This is a genomic window from Stenotrophomonas sp. NRRL B-14846, assembly GCF_050473585.1.
Taxonomy (GTDB): domain Bacteria; phylum Pseudomonadota; class Gammaproteobacteria; order Xanthomonadales; family Xanthomonadaceae; genus Stenotrophomonas.
Window position 1 is genome coordinate 1,135,871 of record NZ_JBFLUN010000022.1, and the last position, 22,737, is coordinate 1,158,607.

The 22,737-nt window shown below is 66.3% G+C and carries 24 protein-coding genes; 14 read left to right on the top strand and 10 right to left on the bottom strand.

Features of this window, described 5'->3' with window-relative positions; genetic code table 11:
* Positions 1–5 precede the first annotated feature (5 nt).
* Together AB1281_RS07530 and AB1281_RS07535 are read left to right on the top strand one after the other, a co-directional pair.
* Positions 6–485 carry a tetratricopeptide repeat protein gene (locus AB1281_RS07530; RefSeq protein ID WP_430345472.1) on the top strand — a complete coding sequence of 160 codons (480 nt, stop codon included), beginning with the start codon at positions 6–8 and terminating at the stop codon, positions 483–485.
* A 61-nt stretch (positions 486–546) separates the two neighbouring features.
* Positions 547–1,329, top strand: a complete 783-nt coding sequence (locus AB1281_RS07535) for a 3-hydroxybutyrate dehydrogenase (protein ID WP_430346981.1) — start codon at positions 547–549, stop codon at positions 1,327–1,329.
* On the opposite strand, the gene AB1281_RS07540 is transcribed toward AB1281_RS07535, so the two are convergent.
* The 7 genes from AB1281_RS07540 to AB1281_RS07570 form a co-directional block, all read right to left on the bottom strand.
* A complete protein-coding gene (locus AB1281_RS07540; RefSeq protein ID WP_430345473.1) occupies positions 1,326–2,090 on the bottom strand; it encodes a COG4705 family protein in 765 nt (254 codons plus the stop codon). The two genes, AB1281_RS07535 and AB1281_RS07540, sit on opposite strands and share 4 nt — an antisense overlap.
* Before the next feature lie 97 nt (positions 2,091–2,187).
* On the bottom strand, positions 2,188–2,565 hold the full coding sequence (locus AB1281_RS07545; protein WP_119007846.1) for a DUF4180 domain-containing protein: 378 nt from the start codon (positions 2,563–2,565) through the stop codon (positions 2,188–2,190).
* On the bottom strand, positions 2,558–3,424 hold the full coding sequence (locus tag AB1281_RS07550; protein ID WP_049445790.1) for an alpha/beta fold hydrolase: 867 nt from the start codon (positions 3,422–3,424) through the stop codon (positions 2,558–2,560). The genes AB1281_RS07545 and AB1281_RS07550 overlap by 8 nt, the downstream gene beginning before the upstream one ends.
* The gene (locus tag AB1281_RS07555; protein WP_049445792.1) at positions 3,421–3,840 is read right to left on the bottom strand and encodes a helix-turn-helix domain-containing protein; all 420 of its coding nucleotides are present in this window, start codon (positions 3,838–3,840) and stop codon (positions 3,421–3,423) included. Before AB1281_RS07555 ends, AB1281_RS07550 begins: the two co-directional genes overlap by 4 nt.
* A gap of 135 nt (positions 3,841–3,975) precedes the next feature.
* On the bottom strand, positions 3,976–4,434 hold the full coding sequence (locus AB1281_RS07560; RefSeq protein WP_430345474.1) for an SRPBCC family protein: 459 nt from the start codon (positions 4,432–4,434) through the stop codon (positions 3,976–3,978).
* A gap of 2 nt (positions 4,435–4,436) precedes the next feature.
* Positions 4,437–4,769: an ArsR/SmtB family transcription factor gene (locus tag AB1281_RS07565; RefSeq protein ID WP_049445795.1), complete on the bottom strand. Its 333-nt coding sequence runs from the start codon at positions 4,767–4,769 to the stop codon at positions 4,437–4,439.
* A gap of 10 nt (positions 4,770–4,779) precedes the next feature.
* Positions 4,780–5,235, bottom strand: a complete 456-nt coding sequence (locus tag AB1281_RS07570; protein WP_049445797.1) for an SRPBCC family protein — start codon at positions 5,233–5,235, stop codon at positions 4,780–4,782.
* A gap of 206 nt (positions 5,236–5,441) precedes the next feature.
* On the opposite strand from AB1281_RS07570, the gene AB1281_RS07575 reads away from it, so the two are divergent.
* The gene (locus AB1281_RS07575) at positions 5,442–7,211 is read left to right on the top strand and encodes an oleate hydratase (RefSeq protein WP_430345475.1); all 1,770 of its coding nucleotides are present in this window, start codon (positions 5,442–5,444) and stop codon (positions 7,209–7,211) included.
* 48 nt (positions 7,212–7,259) lie between these two features.
* On the opposite strand, the gene AB1281_RS07580 is transcribed toward AB1281_RS07575, so the two are convergent.
* Positions 7,260–8,099, bottom strand: coding sequence for an oxidoreductase (locus AB1281_RS07580; protein WP_430345476.1), 840 nt, complete (start codon positions 8,097–8,099; stop codon positions 7,260–7,262).
* 102 nt (positions 8,100–8,201) lie between these two features.
* Here AB1281_RS07580 and AB1281_RS07585 point away from each other — a divergent pair, with 102 nt between their 5' ends.
* The 3 genes from AB1281_RS07585 to AB1281_RS07595 all read left to right on the top strand — a co-directional run bounded on the left by AB1281_RS07585 (position 8,202) and on the right by AB1281_RS07595 (position 10,434).
* Complete coding sequence (locus AB1281_RS07585) at positions 8,202–9,146, top strand: AraC family transcriptional regulator (protein ID WP_430345477.1); 945 nt, start codon at positions 8,202–8,204, stop codon at positions 9,144–9,146.
* 108 nt (positions 9,147–9,254) lie between these two features.
* Entirely contained in the window at positions 9,255–9,842 is a 588-nt protein-coding gene (locus AB1281_RS07590) for a TetR/AcrR family transcriptional regulator (RefSeq protein WP_430345478.1), read from the top strand.
* A 91-nt stretch (positions 9,843–9,933) separates the two neighbouring features.
* Positions 9,934–10,434, top strand: coding sequence for a hypothetical protein (locus AB1281_RS07595; RefSeq protein ID WP_430346982.1), 501 nt, complete (start codon positions 9,934–9,936; stop codon positions 10,432–10,434).
* Between the two features lie 18 nt (positions 10,435–10,452).
* Here AB1281_RS07595 and AB1281_RS07600 read toward each other — a convergent pair whose 3' ends face one another.
* Both AB1281_RS07600 and ftrA read right to left on the bottom strand, forming a co-directional pair.
* Positions 10,453–11,697 carry a hypothetical protein gene (locus tag AB1281_RS07600; RefSeq protein WP_430345479.1) on the bottom strand — a complete coding sequence of 415 codons (1,245 nt, stop codon included), beginning with the start codon at positions 11,695–11,697 and terminating at the stop codon, positions 10,453–10,455.
* Positions 11,698–11,776: 79 nt separating this feature from the next.
* A complete protein-coding gene (gene ftrA / locus AB1281_RS07605) occupies positions 11,777–12,778 on the bottom strand; it encodes a transcriptional regulator FtrA (RefSeq protein WP_430345480.1) in 1,002 nt (333 codons plus the stop codon).
* Between the two features lie 317 nt (positions 12,779–13,095).
* Here ftrA and AB1281_RS07610 point away from each other — a divergent pair, with 317 nt between their 5' ends.
* From AB1281_RS07610 to AB1281_RS07645, 8 genes are all read left to right on the top strand, one after another.
* Positions 13,096–15,672, top strand: coding sequence for a TonB-dependent receptor plug domain-containing protein (locus AB1281_RS07610; RefSeq protein ID WP_430345481.1), 2,577 nt, complete (start codon positions 13,096–13,098; stop codon positions 15,670–15,672).
* 81 nt (positions 15,673–15,753) lie between these two features.
* A complete protein-coding gene (gene msuE / locus AB1281_RS07615; RefSeq protein ID WP_197588609.1) occupies positions 15,754–16,335 on the top strand; it encodes an FMN reductase in 582 nt (193 codons plus the stop codon).
* 142 nt (positions 16,336–16,477) lie between these two features.
* Positions 16,478–16,855, top strand: a complete 378-nt coding sequence (locus AB1281_RS07620; protein WP_219626372.1) for a DUF3088 family protein — start codon at positions 16,478–16,480, stop codon at positions 16,853–16,855.
* Positions 16,856–16,869: 14 nt separating this feature from the next.
* Positions 16,870–17,847: an MsnO8 family LLM class oxidoreductase gene (locus tag AB1281_RS07625; protein ID WP_430345482.1), complete on the top strand. Its 978-nt coding sequence runs from the start codon at positions 16,870–16,872 to the stop codon at positions 17,845–17,847.
* 18 nt (positions 17,848–17,865) lie between these two features.
* Complete coding sequence (locus tag AB1281_RS07630; RefSeq protein ID WP_153854982.1) at positions 17,866–19,209, top strand: LLM class flavin-dependent oxidoreductase; 1,344 nt, start codon at positions 17,866–17,868, stop codon at positions 19,207–19,209.
* 4 nt (positions 19,210–19,213) lie between these two features.
* The gene (locus AB1281_RS07635; protein ID WP_430345483.1) at positions 19,214–20,434 is read left to right on the top strand and encodes a M20 aminoacylase family protein; all 1,221 of its coding nucleotides are present in this window, start codon (positions 19,214–19,216) and stop codon (positions 20,432–20,434) included.
* Complete coding sequence (locus tag AB1281_RS07640; protein ID WP_430345484.1) at positions 20,431–20,982, top strand: GNAT family N-acetyltransferase; 552 nt, start codon at positions 20,431–20,433, stop codon at positions 20,980–20,982. The genes AB1281_RS07635 and AB1281_RS07640 overlap by 4 nt, the downstream gene beginning before the upstream one ends.
* Positions 20,979–22,724, top strand: a complete 1,746-nt coding sequence (locus tag AB1281_RS07645; protein ID WP_430345485.1) for an amino acid ABC transporter permease/ATP-binding protein — start codon at positions 20,979–20,981, stop codon at positions 22,722–22,724. The genes AB1281_RS07640 and AB1281_RS07645 overlap by 4 nt, the downstream gene beginning before the upstream one ends.
* Positions 22,725–22,737: the final 13 nt, after the last annotated feature.

The following is a 22,737-nucleotide window of genomic DNA, read 5'->3' on the forward strand; positions in this document are numbered from 1 at the left end:
GCGCCATGACGAACATGCCCACCCAGCTCACGGCTGACTTCGATGAGGTGCTCGACCGTGGTGACATCGCGGCGGCGCGGCGGCTGCTCGCTCCGCCTCTTGCGCGAGGCTGTGCCGAAGCGTTGTTCCTTTCTTCTTCGATACCTGCTGGCGAGGACGACGCACATGCCGAGGCTGAGAGCTTCGCGACCCTCACTCAGGCCGCAGAGAAGGGTTACATCCCGGCCATCTACTCGATGGGGCTGTGCCTGCTGACGGGTGACGGCGTTGAGCAGGATGTCACGCGGGCGGCCGCGCATTTTGAGCGGGCATCGGAGGCCGGCTATCCGTCGGCCATGTACGAGTTTGGCCTGGCGCTGTTCCATGGCAAGGGTGTGGCCAGGGACGTACCACGTGCGGTGTACCTGATCCGCGCTTCGGCGCAGGGTGGGAATGAGTACGCCAGGGAGTTCCTGTTGGCGTATTCATTGGGCGTGGACGCGTAGGAGGTGGGTGCGGCGGCCGGTGACGTTACACTGGCTGCCTACGCCCGATGGAAGCTTGCCCATGTTCAGTGGAAAGGTTGCGGTGGTCACCGGCTCCACCAGCGGTATCGGTCTTGGCATTGCCACGGCGCTGGCGCGGCAGGGTGCCGACATCGTGCTGAATGGCTTCGGCGATGCAGCGGAAATCGAGCGCCTCCGTTCCCGGTTGGAAGCCGAGTTCGGCGTGCGGGTGGCGCATGATGGCGCCGACCTGTCCCGTGGTGAGGCAGTGCGCGAAATGATCGCCCACGCCGTCGCGACGATGGGCCGCATCGACATCCTGGTAAACAACGCGGGCATCCAGCACACCGCGTCGATCGAGGAATTCCCGGTCGAAAAGTGGGATGCGATTCTGGCTCTGAATCTCTCGGCGGTGTTCCATGCAACGGCGGCGGCCTTGCCCCACATGAAGCAGCAGGGCGCCGGCCGCATCATCAACATTGCGTCGGTGCACGGGCTGGTGGGCTCGGTGAACAAGTCGGCCTACGTGGCGGCCAAGCATGGCGTGGTGGGGTTCACCAAGGTGACCGCGCTGGAGAATGCGGGCACCGGCATCACCGCCAATGCGATCTGCCCGGGCTGGGTGCGGACGGCGCTGGTCGAGCAGCAGATCACCGCGTTGGCCGAGCGCGAAGGCACGGATCAGGAGACCGCCGCGCGTGCGCTGCTGGCTGAGAAGCAGCCGTCGTTGCAGTTCGTGACGCCCGATCAGCTGGGTGAGACGGTGGTGTTCCTGGCCTCGGACGCTGCGGCGCAGATCACCGGAACGGCGCTGCCGGTGGATGGGGGCTGGACGGCGCGCTAGCTGGCTGGCTGCGCCTTGCGCTGCAGCATCGGCAGTGCCACCAGCGTGGCGAGGAGGGTGAACAGCACCAGCGACGAGCCTACTGTGCCGAAGCCCAGGCCGCCCTTTTCCAGCGGCTTGGTGAGCAGGTCGCCGAAGGTGGCACCGAACGGCCGGGTGAGCACGAAGGCGATCCAGAACAGGAGGACCCGGTTGATGCCCTTGATGCGGGTGGCCAGCGCGGTGAGCGCGATGAGGCTGCCGATCAGTAGCGCGCCGCCGGTGAAGCCCAGCCCGGAGTCGTCGGCGAGGAAGTCGCCCAATGCGGTGCCGAGCGTGTTGGAGAACAGCACGGCGGTCCAGTAGAAGCCTTCAGCGCGGCGCGATGCGATGTTGCTGACCGAGATCGACTTTTCAGACAGGCGCCAGGCCAACAGCACCAGCGCCAGGCAACCGGCGAGCAGGCTGGCACCGGTGGCGTAGCCCAGGCCGAGCGTGCGGTCGATCAGGTCGGACATGGTGGTGCCGGCGGTGCTGGTCGCCAGCACCACCGACCAGAACAGCACCGGGTGGAAGCGCCGCGCCGACAGTTGCATGCCCAGCAGGCCGGCAAAGATCGCCAGCAGGATGGCCGAGCTGGCCACGTAGCCGAGGTTGAGCGTCATTGACAGCAGGTCGCCGGCGGTCTCGCCGAGGGTGGTGGCGGCGATCTTCATCACCCAGAAGCCGAGGGTGACTGCCGCCACTTTGCTGTGCAGGGAATCTGCGTCTGAAGCACTCATCGAACGTCGCCTGGGGAGCCTGCGGGTGATGCTGTGGCGAGCGGCGTCGGAGTGCGGTCGGAACCGGGTTCGGTGAGGGTGAGTGTGGGGCTGACATTCAGCCCGCGCTGGCGGGGGCCGAAAGGCGAGCCAGCAGGGCATCCCAGTGGGCAACGAAGCAGCCGTTGTGGCCGCGGTTGCACTCGGTGATCCATGCGTCCAGCGACTCGCTCTGCGCGCGGTAGGCACTGACATCGCCCAGCACGGCGAAGCACAGGCGGTAGTTCACCAGCATCTGCAGCCACTGACCGGCCATGCCGGAGCGCAGTTCGAAGAAGTCCGGCGATAGGCGCTGCACCGGCACGGCAATCCACTCGGCCTGGTGCCCGAGGGCGTCGCCGACCAGATCACGCAGGCCGTTGCCGTCCAGTGCGGGGCCCTGCGTCTCGGTGCGCAGGATACGGGTGGTGCCGATGTACTCAATGGAATCATTCATGCTGGAGGCTCTGCAGTCGACGCAGCCGGGCGAGGATGTCTTCGCGCAGGCCGGGGATGTAGTGGTAGGCGTCTGCCAGCAGGGTGACGTCCGCCGTCGGGACGAGCCGTTTCATGCGTTCGGCGGCGGCAGGGGTGTCGATGAGGGCATCACGCGCGCCCATGACAAGGGCTGCCGGTGGATGCAACGTAGCCAAGCGCTCGTCGCTGATGCGGGGAATGCGCAGCGGACGTGGCCGGACCTCGGCACGGATCAATGCCAGCAGGTCGAGCAGCGGCTGCGCACGTGCAGGTGCATGCAGTGGCGCGGGGCCCATGACCGCACGGCGCAGGCGCTCGCGCCCCCATCGGCCAAGCAGCAACAATGGGAGCGCCTTGAGCAGGAATGCACGCTGGCGCCCGATACCCGAGGGGCTGACCAGGACCAGTGCGTTGACCCGGGCAGGCCTTCGCAACGCGTAATCCATTGCCAGGAAACCGCCGAACGACAGGCCCACGAATGCAGCGCTTTGCACGCCGAGTGCGTCGAGGACATCATCCAGCCATTGCGCATGCGCATCGCTGTCCAGCGCTGGTTGCGTGCCTTCGCTGAGACCTGGTTCGCCAATGATGTCGACGGCATGCACGCGGTAGTACTCGCTCCAACGTGCGGCATCGAACATCCAGCTGGCGGCATTGCTGAGGGTGCCATGCAGCAGCACCAGGGCAGGGCCGTGTTCGGAGCCGCAGCTGACCACAAATGTCGAACCGGCGCGGGTGGCGAGATGGTGCGATTCGTGTGGTACCGGCCAGTCCGAAAGCACCTGGCGGTAGGCGGCAAGTACGCGCTGCGTGGGAATGCCGGGGCGCTGCCGCTTCATGCGCTGTGGTCCTGCAGCAGACGCTGCAGGCTGACCAGCAGCGCCGTGGAACCTGCCAGGCCACCGATCACGATCAGCTTGAGCACATCGTGCTCAGGCGAATAGATCGTCTCCATGCGCAGCGGCTCATCGTCGGCCTCGCGGCCGGTGACGCGCGCATGCAGGGCACGGACCAAGTCGGCGGCACGTGCCGCACCGCATCCGGGAATATCCACTACCGTGGTCAGCTGTGGGCGCGCAGCGGAGGGCTCACGCACGGTGCCGGTGAACACGTCGAGGTCTTCAGCGGTGATGCGATAGGACTTACCGATGCGGGTCGCGCGCAGTTGGCCGCTACGGATATGCCGCAGGACGGTTTTGGGGTGCAGGCTGAGCTGCTGGGCAGCCTGTTCGACAGTTAGCAACGCGGGGGACATATCGGAACTCGAGAACCATGTGCTCCCTATTGTTCCATGAAATGCAATTTGTGGGAGCGATTTGGTATTGTGCGTCGGCGGCGACCGGGGGGCCATCTGCCCGGTGCCGCTCGCGCGGGCCAACCATCCCGACGACTACGCTGGCTTCGCAAACACATCCAAGCCCTTGCCCGTCTCCAGCAGCGACTTCAGGCTGGAAAGCACGATCGGCCAGCCCTGGCGGATGCCGGTATCCATGCCGCTGCCCGGTTCCAGTTCGTCGTGGGTGACGGTCAGGCGCACCATGTCCTGGTAGGGCACGATATCGAAGGTGACGCGGCTGTAGGCGTCCGGGTTCTCGGCCTGCGAGGCGGCGGCCCAGGTGATGACCAGCCGCGAGGGTGGAGTGCTTTCCACCACTTCTCCCACCAGTTCGACCGAGCGTGTTTCGTTGGCACGTACATGCTGCCAGCGCGAGCCGGGTTTCCAGTCCGAGACGTTTTCGTGGCCCCAGTAACGGCTGGCGATCTCGGGGCGGGTGATGGCCTCGAACACCTTCTGCGGGGTGGACGCGATGTAGATCACGTGGATGAAGCGGGTGGACGCTGTGGACATCGTCATTCTCCTTCCAGTTCTCGTTTCAGGTCATGCAGCAGGCTCAGGCGCTGCTGCTCGAACTTGCGTACCCAGCGTTCGTAGACTTCATGCAGCGGCACCGGGTTGATGAAGTGCAGCTTCTCGCGGCCACGGCGCACGGTGCTGATCAGGTTGGCGTCTTCCAGCAGGCCGAGGTGCTGGGTGACCGATTGCCGGGCCATGTCCAGGTGGTCGCACAGCTGGCCCAGGGTCTGGCCGTTGTGCTCGCAGAGCAGGTCCAGCAGCGTCCGGCGCGTGGGATCGGCCAGTGCCTTGAAGACCTTGTCTGCGTCGCGCACGTTGTCTACCGCCATGGGGATGTCTTCAATTCCAGTTGTCGATCCTGACGTCGTGTGGGTTGGGCTGGCCCTTGCCGGTCTCCAGCAGGGCCTTCAGGCTCATCAGGAATACCGCCCATTTGGTGCTGCAGTGGGAGGTGAACTCGACGCGCTCTTTCCAGCCCTCGTGGGTGAACAGGACGATGCAGTAGTCGCCTTCCTGCTTCAGCACGAAGCGCGCGTGGGTGCCGATCCACTCGGCAGGGCCGGCGAGAAACCGCCAGAGCACGAGCTCGCCTGGAATGAGCTGTTCCAGCTTCATTTCCATCGCGCCGATCTCCTGGCCGTTGTTCGTGAAGCGTGCCTTGACCGTGCCGCCGACCTCGCGGTCGCCCTGGGTGTCTTCGGCCCACCAGGCGGCGACGCCTTCGGGCGTGGCCAGGGCCTGGTACACCTGGCTTGCGGGGGCCTTGATGCCGACCCGATGTGCGATATCCACCATTGCAGGTTCCTCGCGATGGGCCGGCAGGCGCCGCCCTTGAGTGGAATATATGCAGGTAAATGCCTGCATGTCAAATGTGGTCGTTTGGAAGGGTTTGCCAGGCATGGCCTGGCACTACTGCGTCACTGGGTCGCAGGCGGGCTGAAGCATGAGGGACACGGGTTCGGCGCTAGAGTGGGATGACCCCCTCCAGGAAGGAGCAGCGCATGTACTACAGCAGTGGTAACTACGAAGCCTTCGCGCGCCCGCGCAAGCCTGCCGGTGTCGATGGCAAGCGCGCATGGTTCGTCGGTTCGGGCCTGGCCTCGCTGGCCGGCGCCGCGTTCCTGGTGCGCGATGGCCGCATGGCCGGTGAGCGCATCACCCTCCTTGAGCAGCAGCAGATTCCCGGCGGCGCGCTGGATGGCCTGAAGGTGCCGGAAAAGGGCTTCGTGATCCGCGGCGGCCGCGAGATGGAAGACCACTTCGAGTGCCTGTGGGATCTGTTCCGCTCGATTCCGTCGCTGGAGATTGAAGATGCCAGCGTGCTGGACGAGTTCTACTGGTTGAACAAGGACGACCCGAACTACTCCCTGCAGCGCGCCACGATCAATCGCGGCGAGGATGCGCACACCGACGGCCTGTTCACCCTGACCGAGCAGGCGCAGAAGGACATCATCGCGCTGTTCCTGGCCACCCGGCAGGAGATGGAGAACAAGCGCATCGACGAGGTGCTGGGCCGTGATTTCCTGGACAGCAACTTCTGGCTGTACTGGCGCACCATGTTCGCGTTCGAGGAGTGGCATTCGGCGTTGGAGATGAAGCTGTACCTGCATCGCTTCATCCACCACATCGGTGGCCTGCCGGATTTCTCGGCGCTGAAGTTCACCAAGTACAACCAGTACGAATCGCTGGTGCTGCCGCTGGTGAAGTGGTTGCAGGACCAGGGCGTGGTGTTCCAGTACGGGACCGAGGTGACCGACGTTGACTTCGATCTGGCGGCCGGCCGCAAGCAGGCCACGCGCATCCACTGGACGCGTGACGGTGTAGCCGGTGACGTGGATCTGGGCGCGGATGACCTTGTGTTCATGACGATCGGTTCGTTGACCGAGAACTCGGACAACGGCGATCACCACACGGCGGCGCGTTTGAATGTGGGACCGGCGCCCGCCTGGGATCTGTGGCGACGCATTGCTGCCAGGGATCCTGCGTTCGGGCGCCCGGATGTGTTCGGTGCGCACATTCCGCAGACCAAGTGGGAGTCGGCGACGGTGACCACGCTGGATGCGCGCATCCCGGCCTACATCCAGAAGATTGCCAAGCGTGACCCGTTCAGTGGCAGGGTGGTGACCGGCGGCATCGTCAGCGTGCGCGATTCGCGCTGGTTGATGAGCTGGACAGTGAACCGCCAGCCGCATTTCAAGAACCAGCCCAAGGAGCAGATCGTGGTCTGGGTGTACTCACTGTTCGTCGATACGCCCGGCGATTACGTAAAGAAGCCGATGCAGGACTGCACCGGCGAGGAGATCACCCGCGAGTGGCTGTATCACCTGGGCGTGCCGGTGGAGGAGATCGACGAACTGGCTGCCACGGGCGCAAAGACGGTGCCGGTGATGATGCCGTACATCACCGCGTTCTTCATGCCGCGCCAGGCCGGTGATCGCCCGGACGTGGTGCCGGAGGGTGCGGTGAACTTCGCCTTCATAGGTCAGTTTGCCGAATCGAAGCAGCGCGACTGCATCTTCACCACCGAGTATTCGGTGCGCACACCGATGGAAGCGGTGTACACCCTGCTGGGGATCGAGCGCGGTGTGCCCGAGGTGTTCAATTCCACCTATGACGTGCGCTCGTTGCTGGCGGCGACCGGTCGCCTGCGCGATGGCAAGGAGCTGGATATTCCTGGCCCGGCGTTCCTGCGCAACCTGCTGATGAACAAGCTGGACAAGACCCAGATCGGTGGTTTGCTTCGCGAGTTCAAGCTGGTGCAGGAGGACTGAGCGGGTGGAATGAAGGCAGTTGATGAAGACATCAGCTGCCTCCGGGCCTCAAACCGCGCCGTCGGTCGAACGGCTCAGATGTTCCCAGGTATCGATGCTGCCGGCCATCGACGCCAGCTTCGCCCGTACCAGCTGCAGTGCATCACTGCCCAGCAGCAGGTGGCTGGGCGGCGCGTCGCTGTCGATGACCTGCAGCATGGCCTGCGCAGCCTTCACCGGATCACCCAGCTGGTGGCCACTCTTTGCCTCACGCGCGCTGCGGATGGGGTCGAACAGCGCGTCGTAGTCTTCAATGCTGCGCGGTGCCCGCGCCATCGAACGTCCCGCCCAGTCGGTGCGGAAGGAGCCCGGCGCGACGGCGGTGACATGGATACCGAACGGCGCAACCTCCTTGCCAAGCACTTCGCTGATGCCTTCGAGTGCGAACTTGCTGCCGCAGTACCAGGCGATGCCGGGCATCGTGATGAAGCCGCCCATGGAGGTGATGTTGAGGATATGGCCGCGGCGGCGTGCGCGCATGTGCGGCAGCACGGCCTTGATCAGCGCGGCCGGGCCGAACACGTTCACCTCGAACTGCTGCCGCAGCTCGGCCAGCGTCGATTCTTCGAGGATGCCTTCGTGTCCGTAGCCGGCGTTGTTGACGAGCACGTCGATGCTGCCAACGTTGGTTTCGATATCGGTGACGAGCGCATTGATGGCATCGGCATCGGTGACGTCCAGCAGGCGGCCGAATGCGCGGCCGGGCGCCAGCGTTTCGAACGCCTGGCGGTCGGATTCGTTGCGCACGGTGCCGACTACGCGATGGCCGGCCAGCAGTGCCTGCTGGGCGAGGGCACGGCCGAAGCCGCTGCTGACGCCGGTGATGAGGAGAAGGCGGGACGGGGGCATGGGGAGGCGCTCATGGTGGACAGGGCTTGCACGTTAGTGCTTGAACGGCGATCACCCCAGGCCTAGGATTCGACCATTCTTGCCTATTCCTCTGGAGTGCCAGTGGTCGATTCCCTGCAACGACAGGTGCAGGCACGCATGGTCGGCCTGCTGAAGACGCTGGCGGTGGAGGAGGGCTATACGCTCACGCCGTTGCCCGGAGTACGCCTGCTGCGATCCGACCGGCCTCTGGCACGCACGCCGGTGCTGTATGACCCCGGCATCGTGATCGTCTGCCAGGGCGTGAAGCGCGGCTACCTGGGCGGGCAGGTCTATCAGTACGATGCGCAGCACTATCTGGCGGTGTCGGTGCCGGTGCCTTTCACGATGGAAACCGAGGCCTCTGCAGAGGCGCCGCTGCTGGCGATCTACCTGCATCTGGATCTGCAGTTGGCGGCAGACCTGCTGATTGAACTGGGGGAACAGGTGGACACATCGGAGGCCCCGGCACAGAGCATGATGTCCAGCCCGATGCAGGCGCCGATGCAGGCCACGGTGCTACGCCTGCTGGAGGCACTGGCTGACCCGTTGGAGGCTGCCGTGCTCGGGCCGGCGCTGGTGCGTGAGGTGTACTTCCGCGTGCTGACCGGGACACAGGGTGGCGCGATGCGCGAGGCGCTGGCCATGCGCGGCCGCTTCGGCAGCATCGGCAGGGTGCTGCGTACGATCCACGCCTCGTTTGCCACTGCGTTGGACGTGGGCCGGCTGGCGGCCGAGGCGGGCATGAGCGTGGCGACCTTCCACGACCACTTCCGCGCGATTACCGGTACGTCGCCGATGCGGTACGTGAAGTCCACTCGCCTGCACCAGGCACGGCTGCTGATGCTGCGGGAGGCGATGACCGCAGAGGCTGCATCGCTGGCGGTGGGGTATGCCAGCCCGTCCCAGTTCAACCGCGAGTTCAAGCGCCTGTTCGCCCTGCCACCGGCGGCCGAGGTGGCGCGGATGCGGCGCAGTTTCGCGCTGCCACCGCCGCCAGCGGATGCGCTGTACGTGTCTTCGCATTGAGTGGCCGCCGGGGTTTCCCCGGCGTTCTCGACATGCCGGCCAGCGGCCGGCACTACCAGGGAATCTGAGTGGTTGACAGGATGTCTACCTACTAGTAGGTTAAGACTCATGAAAGAGTCGCTCTCGCCCAAGGCCCAGGAAATCCTGGCCCACGCCCGTTCGCTGCTGGAAGCCGGTGGTTACAACGGTTTCAGCTATGCCGACGTGTCGGCACGGGTGAACATCAGCAAGGCCAGCATCCACCACCATTTCCCCAGCAAGGCGGACCTGGTGCGCACGGTAGTGGAAATTTACCGAGCCGAGGCACGCGAAGGCCTGGCGCTGCTGGACCGGCAGCTGGATGACCCGCTGCAGGAGCTCAACGCCTATGTGGATTACTGGTCCAGCTGCATCGCAGGTGGCACGTCCTCGTTCTGCATCTGCGCGATGTTGGCGGCAGAGGCGCCGATGATTCCGGCAGAGATCGCCGAGGAAGTGCGCGGCCATTTCGAGGACTTGAGCGGCTGGCTGGCGGTGACCCTGGAGAAGGGCGCTGCCACGGGCCAGCTGCAGTTGCAGGGTTCGGCGGCCGATGAGGCCAAGGCGTTCATGTCATCGGTGCACGGCGCCATGCTGGCTGCGCGCGGATTCGGTGATGCGGCCACGTTCGCGACGCTGGCCCGGCTGGCCATCGCGCGGGTGAGTGCGACCGCCTGAGGTGATGTGTACTGGCCTGCGGCACTGCGGGCCTTCTTTTTGTCCTTAAAACCTACCTACTAGTAGGTCTATTTCACCAGTGGAGATTCCCATGGCACATCCCCTTTCCCTTCTCGGAGCGATCCATACCGCCATCAGCCTGGTGCCGATCCTGGCCGGCCTGCATGGCTTCATCCGCCACCGGGCAATCGATCCCGGCACGCGCTCGGGCAAGGTTTATCTGATTGGCCTGGTGCTGTCGGTGGCGACCTCGTTCACCGTCTCCAGCACAGGCGGGCTCAATCCAGGCCATGCCTTCGGCGTGATCGTGCTGCTGGTGGCGTTCGGCGGAGTTCTGGCGGCACGCCTACGCTGGCTGGGACGCTCGGCGCGCTATCTGTCGACGTTCGCGTTGTCCTTCAGTTTCCTGCTGTCGCTGGTGCCGGGTGTGAACGAAACGCTGACCCGCTTGCCGGTGGGCCACCCTGTTGCCGCCGCACCGCTGGCGCCCGTGATACAGCAGACGCTGCTGGGGTGTGCGGTGGTGTTTGCGATCGGCTTTCTGGCGCAGTGCTGGATGATTCATGAGCGCAGCGTACGCGCGCGTGGTTGACAGCGCCGCCGCCGGGCATCAGTCAGCCAGCACGGTGTCGGCGCCTTCGCCGTAGGTGGTGCGGGCGCTGCCACATCGCGCGTGGGCCGCAGCACTGGCCGGCAGGCCGGTGGCTTTGATGCCGCGCCGCGAATCGCCGTCAAACACCTCGGCGTAGCGCTCTGCGGCCATCGCATCATCGGGCAGCACATACAGCAGGACGCGCTGCAAGGTTGATTGACCCTGCAGTGGCTGCGGTTGCCGGAAGGTGGGCACCTGCACGCGCGCGCTGTGCCATTGCGTGGGCGCAGCGACGGTCTGCCAGCGCACCTGCAGCGGCAGGTCGAGCGACATCAGTGCAACACCGGCAGGAAAGCCGTAGGCGGTGCAATCGACGGGCGCGACCGGGATGCTCGCAATGGCCCTGTCGCCGATATCCAGTGCGGTGCCATTGACTTCCATCCGCACGATCGGCGCGCTGCCGTAGTTGTGGATCTTGAACAGCACCAGGCCTTCGAAGCGGCTGCGCTCCAGCTCGTCGGCGGTGAGACCGCTGAGGCGTGCCAGCGTGGGCGCGACCTCCACATGATCGTTGTAGTGGTAATAGAGGTGCACGAGCTCTGGTGTGCCCGTGCGGCGCCATCCGGCGTTGAACGGCGTGGTGTCCGGATACGCCTGGCGGACCAGTGGCACATCGGTGACGGCGCGATCTCCGGACGGCGTGGCGTAGCGGTAGTGGTCAACGGAGCGCTTCAGGCGTGCGTCTTCGTACGGGAACGCGCGGTCTGCGTCGGACTGCGTGTTGGGGTAGCGGTGGAAGGCCATGAAGCGCTCGGGCGTGTCGCCCTGCATGGGTAGATCCGGACCAGCGCCGGAGCCGGTGGACGCATACGGTGAGGTGTCCAGCCACAGGGGCTGCCCGCTGAGGTTGATATGCATCTCCGCGATGGGCGCACGCGAGCCACCGGCAACGCTGTCCCAACTGCGTTGCAGGGAGAGCCACAGGGGGACGATGAGCAGGGCCGCGGTGGTCGGCGCGAACATCAACGCGTGTACACGGCCGGGCATGCGCCCGCGCTGCCGCACCATGTAGCGCAGCCACACCAGCAGCAGGACCAGCAGCAGCGGGAGGCCGACCCAGATCGCGACGGTGGCCAGCGCCACGACGCCCCAGCCCAGGTTGGGGGTAGCCACCGCGATCAGCGAGAGCGTGGCGATCAGCGCGGCCAGCAGCAGCGACACGCCGATGCCAACGCGGTAATTCCGGTACGAGCTGTTGGTCATCACCGTTCCATCGGCAGTGTGGGGCATGCCCCTATAGTGCAGCGGTGGTGATGGCGTGGAAAGCCGGGAACGAGGGCGCTCAGCAGCCAACCAGGCGGTCGACACCGATGCCATTGCGATGCTGGCTGCGGTATTCGGTGGGGCTGGCCTCGACCTGCCCGCGGAAATGTCGACGGAATGATTCCTGCGAACCAAAACCGGCCTGCTCGGCAATCCACTGCAAGGGCCGGTCGGTGGTTTCCAGCAGCTCACGGGCGAAGGCCACGCGCTCGCGGATCAGCCAGTCGATGGGCGACAGGCCGGTGGCTTCCAGGAACTGCCGCTGCAGGGTGCGTTGGCTGAGTGCGGCCTGCTCGGCGAGGCTGCCTAGCGAATGTGGCTCGCGCAGGTTGCGGCGCATCCATTCCATCAGCTTCGCAAGGCGCGTGGGCTCGCCATGGGGAATGGCCCGGCTGACACGCTGGCTGCGCCCGGCATCACGCCACGGAGCCAGCACCAGCCGCTCGGCCACCAGGTTGGCCACGCGGGCACCGTAATCCTTGCGCACCATGTGCAGCATCATGTCCATGCCGGTGGCCGAGCCGGCCGAGGTGATGATGCTGCCGGTGTCCACATACAGCACGTCCTCGCGCACGTCGATGCGCGGGAACTCGCGCGCGAGCGCTTCGGTGAGGCGCCAGTGGGTGGTGGCCTGGCGGCCATCGAGCAGCCCGGCCCAGGCCAGCACGAAGGCACCGGAGCAGATCGAGGCGATGCGTGCGCCACGTGCGTGGGCACGGATGAGTGCATCGAGCAGGGCCTGCGGAGGACGTTCGCTGGGTTCGCGCCAACCGGGGATGACGATGACGTCGGCGTCATCGACGCTGCCGAGATCGTAGGGCAGCTGCACCTGGGTGTTGCCGAGCATGCGCAGTGCGCCGGGCTCGCCTGCGCACAGCTGGGTGCGGTACCAGGCCACGCCCAGCTCGGGCCTTATCGGCGCGAACAGGCCCACCGCACAGCCGAACTCGAACAGCCCCTGGCCGTGGCAGGCAACGATGGCGACGAGCGGCGCGGCGGGATCGGCGGGAGGGCTGGGCATGGCCTGATGCTACGGGTGGTGGTGCGCGCCGCAGAGTGGTGCGCGGGCATGAGGTGATGCTGGGCGGGCATATGGAGGCTGGGGTCGGATCCCTTCCGCAGGAAGGGCTCTGACCCCGTGGAGGGATGCGTGCCTGGGGTCAGAGCCCTTTCCTTTGGAAAGGGATCCGACCCCGTGCGTGTGGTCTGCCTAACGTCATTACCAGCGGTCATGTGGGTGGCCGGATGTTACGGCTGGGTGACGCGATCGCGCCTGTCGTCGCGGGTGAACAGGCCCTTGAATGGAAGCGTGTTTCCGGCCCACCCCCACGAGCCCCCATGCCTGCCGCCTACGCCCCAGCCCTGAGTACTCTCGCTGTCCTGATCGCTGCCGCCCTCGCTGCGACGCCCAGCCATGCCGCGGAAGCCGATGCGGATCCTGCCACCACCGCGGCGACGGCCAACGTTGCTGCATCCACGCTGGATGCGGTGGTGGTGACCGGTTCACGTACCAGCACGCGCACGGTGAAGAACAGTTCCACACCGATCGACGTGATCTCCGCCGAGGACCTCGCTGCAACCGGGCAGGGCAACCTGCTGGAAGCGCTGCAGCGCAGCCTGCCGTCGCTGAGCCAGATCGGCGGTTACCAGAGCGATCAGGAAAGCCTCATTCGCGGCTATCAGCTGCGCAACCTGTCGCCGGGCTACACGCTGGTGCTGGTCAACGGCAAGCGCCGTAATGCCAGCGCCTATGTGAGCGGGGCCAATGGGGGCGGCTTCCCCGGCCATGCGTGGGCGGACCTGGCGTTGATTCCGGTCTCGGCCATCGACCATGTGGAAGTGCTGCGCGATGGCGCTTCGGCCATCTACGGTTCGGATGCGATCACCGGCGTGGTCAACGTGATCCTGAAATCACAGGCACACGGTGGTGATGTGTCGGTGGAGAGCGGGCAGAGCATCGATGGTGATGGTTCGCGTACCAGCGTGCGCGCCAACGTCGGCCTGCCGTGGGGCGAGGATGGCTTCGTCAACCTGTCCGGTGAGACCACCCGCCAGCACCATGCGATCCGCACCCGCCGCTACATCGATGGCTACCTGAGCTACCCGGCCGTGGACGGCAACGGCAATCTGGTGGCGCTGCGGCCGAACAATCGACTGCCTGCAGGTGCCACGCCGAACCCGGCCGAGGCCAACCGCAATGCCGAGGCCAACACCATCCTCAGCTCGCCGTCGTATGCGTTGAAGGCCTTCGCGGTGAACGTGGGCCATGGCCTGGGCGAGAGCGCGCAGTTCTACGCCAACGCCACGGCCAGTGACCGCACCGCGCAGGCGATCCAGAATTTCCGCCTGCCCGCGACGATCTTTACCACTTACCGGGCCCCCGGCGTACTGAGCGTGTTTCCCGATGGCTTCCTGCCGGTGCTGGAAACCAAGGAGAAGCAGTACACCGGTACGGCCGGGGTAAAAGGCCAGATCGCGGGTTGGGACTACGACGCCAGCCTGACCGGCAACCGCAGCACGGTGCGCACCTATACCCGCAATTCGGTGAACTACTCGCTGCCGTATCCCGGTTCACCCACTGATTTCTATGACGGCAAGCTGGACTACCAGCAGGGCATCGCCAACCTGGACCTGCGGCGTGGCTTCGAGGTGGCGGCGTTTGCTTCGCCGCTGGAAGTGAGCGCGGGCGCCGAGTATCAGCACGAGCAGTACGAGCGCGGTGCAGGGCAGTGGGAGTCGTATACCGGCTTCGGCGCTGCAGCCTTCGTCGGCTATTCCACCGCCGATGCGGTGAAGGCGAGCCGCAACAGCAAGGCGGTGTACGTGGGTGCCGCCACCAACATCACCTCGCGCTGGTACCTGGATGCTGCCGCGCGCTGGGAAGACCATTCCGATTCCGGCAGCGTTTCCACCGGCCGCCTGACCACGCGCTTCGATTTCACCGACGCGCTGGGTGTGCGCGCCACGGTGAGCAACGGTTTCCATGCGCCAAGCCTGGGCGCCCAGTACTACCAGGCCACCGGCAGCTGCCCGTGCGGCACCACGCTGGTGGCGCAGGTGTCTTCGCCGGCAGCTCTCGCGCTGGGGGCAACTCCGCTGAAGCCGGAGAAGGCCACCAACTACAGCCTGGGCGTGACCTGGGACCCGAGCCCGGCCTTCCACCTGGCAGTGGATGCCTATCAGATCGACATTCGCGGCCAGCTGGGGCAGTCCAGCCAGATCGGCTACAACGCGCAGGATCCGGCGCGTGTCACCGACAACAGCGGCACGGTGCTGAGTACGGCGCAGAAGAATACGATCGACGCGCTGCTGGGTTCGGCGGGCATCAGCATCCTGCCGGGCGATGCGTTCTACGCCAGCTATTTCACCAACGTGGGCAATACCCGTACACGCGGTGTGGAGCTGACCCTGGAAGCGAACCAGGAAACCGCGTGGGGCAAGCTGCGCTGGAGCTACGCGGCCAATGTCGGCCGTACCACGATCCAGAAGGTCAGCGACATTCCGGTGGCACTGCAGGGCCTGCCGAACATCAACCTGCTGACCAAATCCAGCGAGTACGCGCTGCGCTTCCGCACGCCCAGCTATACGCAGGTGGCGGGACTGGGCTGGCAGAACGGGCGCTGGCGCTCGAACCTGGACTTCACCTACTACGGCCCGATCAAGCGCCTGAACAACGGCGTGGAATACAAGCAGCCGCCGGTGCTGGTGACCAACCTGTCCGGTGGCGTGGAGCTGGGTGCGGGCTGGAGCGCGGCGCTGGGCATCAACAACGTGTTCGACAAGCGCACCCGCAAGGTGCCGGAGTACGCGCGCAGTGCGACCGATGTGGCGAGTATCGAGACCACCTGGGACAGCGGCGATGTGCTGAGCAATGTGGGTGCGTACTGGTATGGGCGGGTCAGTTACCGGTTCTGATCTGGAGCAGTCGAGCATGGCTCGACTCTACAAAAGGCGAAGGGCGGCCGGACGTACTTCGGCATCATCGAGGAGCAGTTCATGTCTTCTGCATTGAAGGTGGTTGCGTTGGTGGGGTCACCGACCAGCTCGGCGACGTCGCGCACGTTGTTGCTGGTGCGGCATCTGCTGGCGTCGCTGCAGCAGCGGGTGCACGCCAGCGTGGAGCTGGTGGAGCTGGCGCCGATCGCGCGTTCACTGGGCCAGTCGTTGTCGCGTGACGAAGCGGGGCCGGCAGTGGAGCAGGCACTGCAGGCCATCGAGGCCGCGAAGCTGCTGGTGGTGGCCGCGCCGGTCTATCGTGGCTCGTATCCTGGGTTGTTCAAGCACCTGGTCGACTTCATCGGGCTGGAGGCGCTGGTGGATACGCCGGTGCTGCTGGCAGCGACCGGTGGCAGCGAGCGTCATGCGCTGGTGATCGACCACCAGCTGCGACCGTTGTTCAGTTTCCTGCAGGCGCACACGCTGCCGATCGGGGTGTATGCCACGCCCGCCGACTTCGAGGGCGAGCACATCAACAGTGCAGCCTTGCAGGCACGCATCGCGCTGGCGACCGAGCGCGCAGCCGGCCATCTGGCTACGCAGGCGCTGGCCGTGGCGGCGCCGCTGCGACGCATCGCCTGACGCCATAACCGGCAGCGCTTTGCTTATGGCCACGCCGCATCTGCATGGCCGGATCTGACCGCCGATTGTCGCCAGGCATCGCTGCCGCGGCCGCCGACATCTCTAGCATCGATATCGAAGCGGCATCGCATTGCCGGCCCCGATGAGGACGACTCCAGTGACTTTCGACGCAGCAAGCAAACCCATCCTGTTCCTGCTCGACCGTGAGTTCGAGGACGGCCAGATTCCCGGCCAGCGCTTCTTCTGCCGGCACAGCCTGCTGCTGGAGGGCGCGCTGTCGAGCATCGATGGCCTGGACGCGCAGCTGGACGTGCGCCGCATCGGCTTCGCACGGCCGCGACGGGAGGTGATCGCCGAGATCGGCGAGCAGGACCAGTCGCTGCCGAAGCTGGTGCTGCCGCAGGGCGTGCGCAGCGAACTGGCCAGTGGCGCGCACCAGGATCGCCAGTACATCTCCGGTGCCGAGCCGATCCTGGCCGCGTTGAACGGCTTGCTCGGCATTCCCGTGGCCCACCCCTGAGCGAGGACGTGACCATGAGCTATCAGATCAGCGTGCTGGACAAGAGCCCAGTGGCCGAGGGTGCCTCGCCAGAGCAGGCGCTGCGCAACAGCCTGCAGCTGGCGCAGCGCGCCGAGCAGCTGGGCTACCACCGCTACTGGTTTGCCGAACACCATGCTGCACCAACGCTGGCCAGCCCGGCGCCGGAAGTACTGGCTGCGTGGGTACTGGCACAGACCCGGCGCATCCGCATCGGTAGTGGTGGGGTGATGCTGCGCCACTACGCGCCCTATAAAGTGGCGGAGAACTTCAACCTGCTGTCGGCGCTGGCGCCGGGGCGTGTGGATCTTGGCGTTGGCAAGGCCCCGGGTGGCCTGCCGGCCTCGACTGCCGCGCTGGCAGCCGGGCGCCCGGCGTTCGCCGATTTCGACCAGCAACTGCGCGACCTGGAAGGCTATCTGTCCGGCGCCGAAACCGAGGCACAGGCACGGCCGGTTCCACAGCAGGCACCGGAACGTTTCCTGCTCGGGGCCAGCCCACAGAGCGCAAAGCAGGCGGCCGAGCTCGGTTGGCGCTTCGTCTACGCCGCGCACTTCGATGGTGACCCGAAGCACATCGAGGCCGCGTTCGATGCCTACCGCAGCGTCTCCTCGCAGCCACCGCTGCTGGCCACGGTGGCCTTCGCCGCCCCGACTGCCGAAGCCGCAGCGCGTCATATCGGTGCGCTGCGCGTTTACAAGCTGCACCTCGGCCCTGGCCAGACGGTGAATCTGCCCAGCCCAGACGCGGCTGCCGAGTACGCGCGCCAGGTGGGCGTGGCCGACTTCCGGATCGAGGAAACCCGCCCGAGCGTGCTGTCCGGTGATGCGCAGCACGTGCGTGACGAACTGGATGCGCTGCACCGGCGCTTCGGCGTGGGCGAGTTCATTCTCGATGCGCCGGTGGCCGACCTGGACGCACGCCTGACATCCCTTGAACTGCTGTCGCCCGCGCCACGCGCGGCGGTGGCCTGACCTGCAGGAGCGATTCCCATGAGCACGACCCCGCGCCACATTCCGTTCGGCATCATGCTGCAGGGCCCCGGCAGCCACATGCACGCGTGGAAGCACCCATCCAATCCGGCCGACGCCAGCGTCAACCTGCAGTTCTACATCGACATCGCGCGTACCGCCGAGGACAACGGCATCGCCTTTGGTTTCGTGGCCGACGGCCTGTACATCAACGAGAAGTCGATCCCGCACTTCCTCAACCGCTTCGAGCCGATCTCGCTGCTGTCGGCGCTGGCCACCGCGACGAAGAAGATCGGTCTGGCCGGCACCCTGTCGACCTCCTACAGCGACCCGTTCACCGTAGCCCGCCAGTTCGCTTCGCTGGACCTGCTCAGTGGCGGTCGCGCCGGCTGGAACGTGGTGACGTCGCCGTTGGAGGGGTCGGGGCGCAATTACGGCCGCCCCCACCCCGAGCATGCGCTGCGCTACCAGATCGCCGACGAGTACCTGGAGGTGGTGCAGGGGCTGTGGGATTCCTGGGATGACGATGCCTTCGTGCGCGAGCGCGACAGTGGCACGTTCTTCGCGCCGGAAAAATTTCGTCGCCTCGACCACAAGGGACGCTTCTTCCAGGTGGAAGGGCCGCTCAACATCCAGCGTTCGCCGCAGGGCCAGCCGGTGATCTTCCAGGCCGGTTCGTCCGACGATGGCATCGCGCTGGCCGGCAAGTATGCCGATGCGGTGTTCACCCATTCGCCGTCGCTGGAAGAAACCCGCGCGTTCACCCAGAAGGTGAAGAACTCGGCGATCGCGCATGGCCGCAGCGGCAACGACGTGAAGATCTTCCCGGGCATCGGCCCCATCGTCGGCCGCACCGCCGAGGAGGCTGAAGCCAAGTACCAGGCGATCGCCGCGCTGGCCACGCTGGAGGATGCGCTGGCGTACCTGGGGCGCTTCTTCGACCACCACGATTTCAGCCAGTACGATCCGGACGCACCGTTCCCGGAGCTGGGTGACATCGGCAGCAACTCGTTCCGTTCCACCACCGACCGCATCAAGCAGGACGCGCGCGAGAAGGGCCTGAGCCTGCGCCAGGTGGCACTGGAAGCGGTGAGCCCGCGACCGAATTTCATCGGCACGCCGGAACATGTGGCCGACGAGTTGATCCGGTGGTTCGATGCCGGTGCCAGCGACGGCTTCATCCTCGGTTTCGCGGCACAGCGCGAAGGCCTGGACGATTTCGTGACCCAGGTGCTGCCGATCCTGCAGGCGCGCGGCTACCACCAGCGTGAGCTGGAAGGGCAGACGCTGCGCGCGCATCTGGGCCTGCCGTACAAGGCCAGCCGCCACTCGACCGACGCCGAGCCGGCGCGGAAGGCAGGGTAAGGCGATGAGCGGAGAAAGCGCGACAGCACCGGGCCATGCCCAGCGGAATTCCCAGACGACGGGCATATTGCCCGACATCGCGGCACGCGCAGAGGCGGCCATCGCGATCCGCCATGACCTGCACCGGCACCCGGAGCTGGCCTTCGAGGAACACCGCACCAGCGCACGCGTGGCCGAGCTGTTGCAGCAGTGGGGCTATGAGGTCACCACCGGCCTCGGCGGCACCGGCGTGGTCGGCACGCTGCAACGCGGGCAGGGCAGCCGTCGCCTCGGCCTGCGCGCCGACATCGATGCACTGCCGATCCACGAGGATTCCGGATTGGCGTACGCCAGCCAGACCGAAGGGTTGATGCATGCCTGCGGCCACGATGGACACACCGCCATCCTGCTGTCTGCGGCGCACTACCTCGCCCATCACGGCCGCATCGACGGCACCCTGCAGCTGGTGTTCCAGCCCGCTGAGGAAACCGGTTCGGGTGCTTCGAAGATGATCGCCGATGGCCTGTTCGAGCGCTTCCCGGTGGATGCGATCTATGGGCTGCACAACTGGCCGGGTGTGCCGGTGGGGCACTTCGGCTTCGTCGACGGTCCGGCGATGGCATCGGTGGACTGGGCGCGGCTGAAGGTGATCGGCAAGGGCGGCCACGGTGCCGAGCCACAGGGCAGCGTCGACCCGATCCTGGCGGCGGCGCACATCGTCACCGCGCTGCAGAGCGTGGTGTCGCGCAACGTCGATCCGCGGCAGATGGGCGTGGTCACCGTCGGTTCGATCCACGGCGGGCAGGCCGCCAATGTGATTCCGGACGTGGTCGAGCTGAAGCTGACCGTGCGCGCCTACCTGCCGGAAGTGCGCGACACGCTGCGCCGCCGGGTCACCGAGATTGCCGAGCAGACTGCTGCCGCGTTCGGCGCACGCGCCGAAATCGAGTTTCCGCGTGGCTTCCCCAGCGTGATCAACCATCCGCAGCAGACCGCCTACATCCGCGACGTGGCCATACAGGGCTTCGGCAGCGAACAGGTAGTGCCGGAGTTCGCGCCACGCACCGCCAGCGAGGATTTCGCCTTCCTGCTGCAGGCGCGGCCCGGGAGTTTCGTGTTCGTCGGCAACGGCGACAGCGCACCGTTGCACAGCCCGCGCTATGTGTTCAACGACGCCGCCATCGCACCCGCCGCCAGCCTATGGGCGCGGCTGGCCGAAGACTATCTGGTGAAGGACGCGACATGAGCAGCAACGAACGCTTCCTCTATACCTCGGTGGATGATCCGCTGGCGCGGCCTCTGTTCGACGGCCTGGAACAGGAGTACGACAGCCGTTACGCCGACGTGCGCCGCCGCATCGGCGGCAGTGCCCGCGAGGAGCTGCAGCGCTACCCGGCGCAGGCGTTCGCGGCGCCGGTAGGGGCGTTCGTGTTGCTGCTGCGCGAGGGTGTGGCGATCTCCGGCGGTGCCTTCATGCCGCACCGCGATCCGGATACCGCCGAATTCAAGCGCATCTGGACGCTGCCCGGGCTGCGCCGCCAGGGCATTGCGCGGCGCGTGCTGCAGGAGCTGGAAGACCAGGCGGCGCGGCAAGGGTATCGGCGGGTGTTCCTGACGACCGGCTTCCGCCAGCCTGAAGCGGTCGGCCTGTACCTCAGCCACGGCTACACCGCGCTGTTCGACCTGCAGGCCGACCCGGAAACCATCGCGCATCTGCCGTTCGAGAAGCACCTGGGCGTATCGGCGCCGGTCGTTGTGCCATCGCAGGCCGTGTTGCACGGAGCCCACGCATGAGCACGCCTTCGACCGCGCTGGATGGCATTGCCGCACGCCCGGCGCCAGCTCCGGCGTTGAAGATCGTGCCGGCCCGGCATCCACTGCAGGTGGTCGGAACCCTTCTGGCGTTGGCGCTGATCCTGATCGGGCTGCAATCGGTGCTGGGCAACCCGCGCTGGGGTTGGGGCACGTTCGCCGAGTGGTTCTTCGCACGCCCGGTGCTGGAAGGCCTGGGCCGTACGCTGCTGCTGACCGCACTCGGTACCGGCCTCGGTTTCGCGCTGGGTACCCTGCTGGCGTTGGCCCGCGTCTCCGGCTCGCCACTGCTGTCGGCGGTGTCGTGGGGCTATGTGTGGCTGTTCCGTTCGATCCCGCTGTTGGTGTTGTTGCTGCTGCTGAACAACCTGGGCTACCTGTACAGCACCATCGAGCTGGGCGTGCCGTTCACCGGCATCAGCCTGTTCTCGTACCCGACCACGCAGCTGATCGGCGTGTTCACCGCCGCAGTGCTGGGCCTCACCTTGAACCAGGCCGCGTTCTCGGCCGAGGTGATCCGCGGTGGCATTCTCTCGGTGGACCATGGCCAGTACGAAGCCGCAGCGGCACTTGGCCTGCCACGTGGCCGCCAGGTGCGCCGCATCATCCTGCCGCAGGCGATGCGCTCGATCCTGCCGGCCGCGTTCAACGATGTGATCGGCCTGGCCAAGAGCACCTCGGTGGTCTACGTGCTGGCGCTGCCGGAGCTGTTCTACACGGTGCAGGTGATCTACCGGCGCAACCTGGAAGTGGTGCCGCTGCTGATGGTGGCCACGGTCTGGTACCTGGTGATCCTGACCGTGCTGTCGCTGCTGCAGCGACGGGTGGAGCAGCGCTTCGCGCGCGGCCAGCTACAGCGCGAGCGCTCGGTATCGCGTGTCTCGTCACCGACGCGCGCCACAGGTGAGGCTGCACCGCGCGTGGTCAATCGCCCGCGCATCGCCGCGCAGGTTGAAGCGGGCGAGGGGGCATCGGTGTCGCTGCATGGCGTAGGCAAGGTGTTCGGCGACCAGCCTGTACTGGAAGACGTGAACCTGGACCTGCGCGCTGGCAGCGTGACGGTGCTGATCGGCCCGTCCGGTGCCGGCAAGTCCACGCTGCTACGGCTGATCAACCACCTGGAACGTGCCGACAGCGGCTACGTGACCGTCGGCGGCCAGCTGATCGGCTACCGCCGCGATGGCGACACCCTGTACGAGCTGCCCGAACGCGAGATCCGCCGCCGTCGTTCCGAGGTGGGCATGGTGTTCCAGGGCTTCAATCTGTTCCCGCACCTGACCGCGCTGGAGAACATCATCGAGGCACCGATCGCAGTGCGTGGCGTGCCGCGCGCGCAGGCCGAGCAGCAGGCGCGCACGCTGCTGGAACGGGTCGGCCTGGCCGACAAGGCCGATGCCTTCCCGCGCCAGCTGTCCGGCGGCCAGCAGCAGCGCATCGCGATTGCCCGCGCGCTGGCCCTGCAACCGAAGGTACTGCTGTTCGACGAACCCACGTCGGCGCTGGACCCGGAACTGGTGGCCGAGGTGCTCAGCGTGATCGAGGAGCTGGCCAGCTCCGGTACCACCCTGGTGATCGTCACCCACGAACTGAGCTTCGCCCGCCGCGTGGCCGACCACGTGGTGATGATGGACCAGGGGCGGGTGATCGAGCAGGGCACGCCCGAGGCCCTGTTCGAACGTCCGCGCCAGCAACGCACCGCCGATTTCCTGGCCAAGACCCTGTAACTGCGAAAGGAAC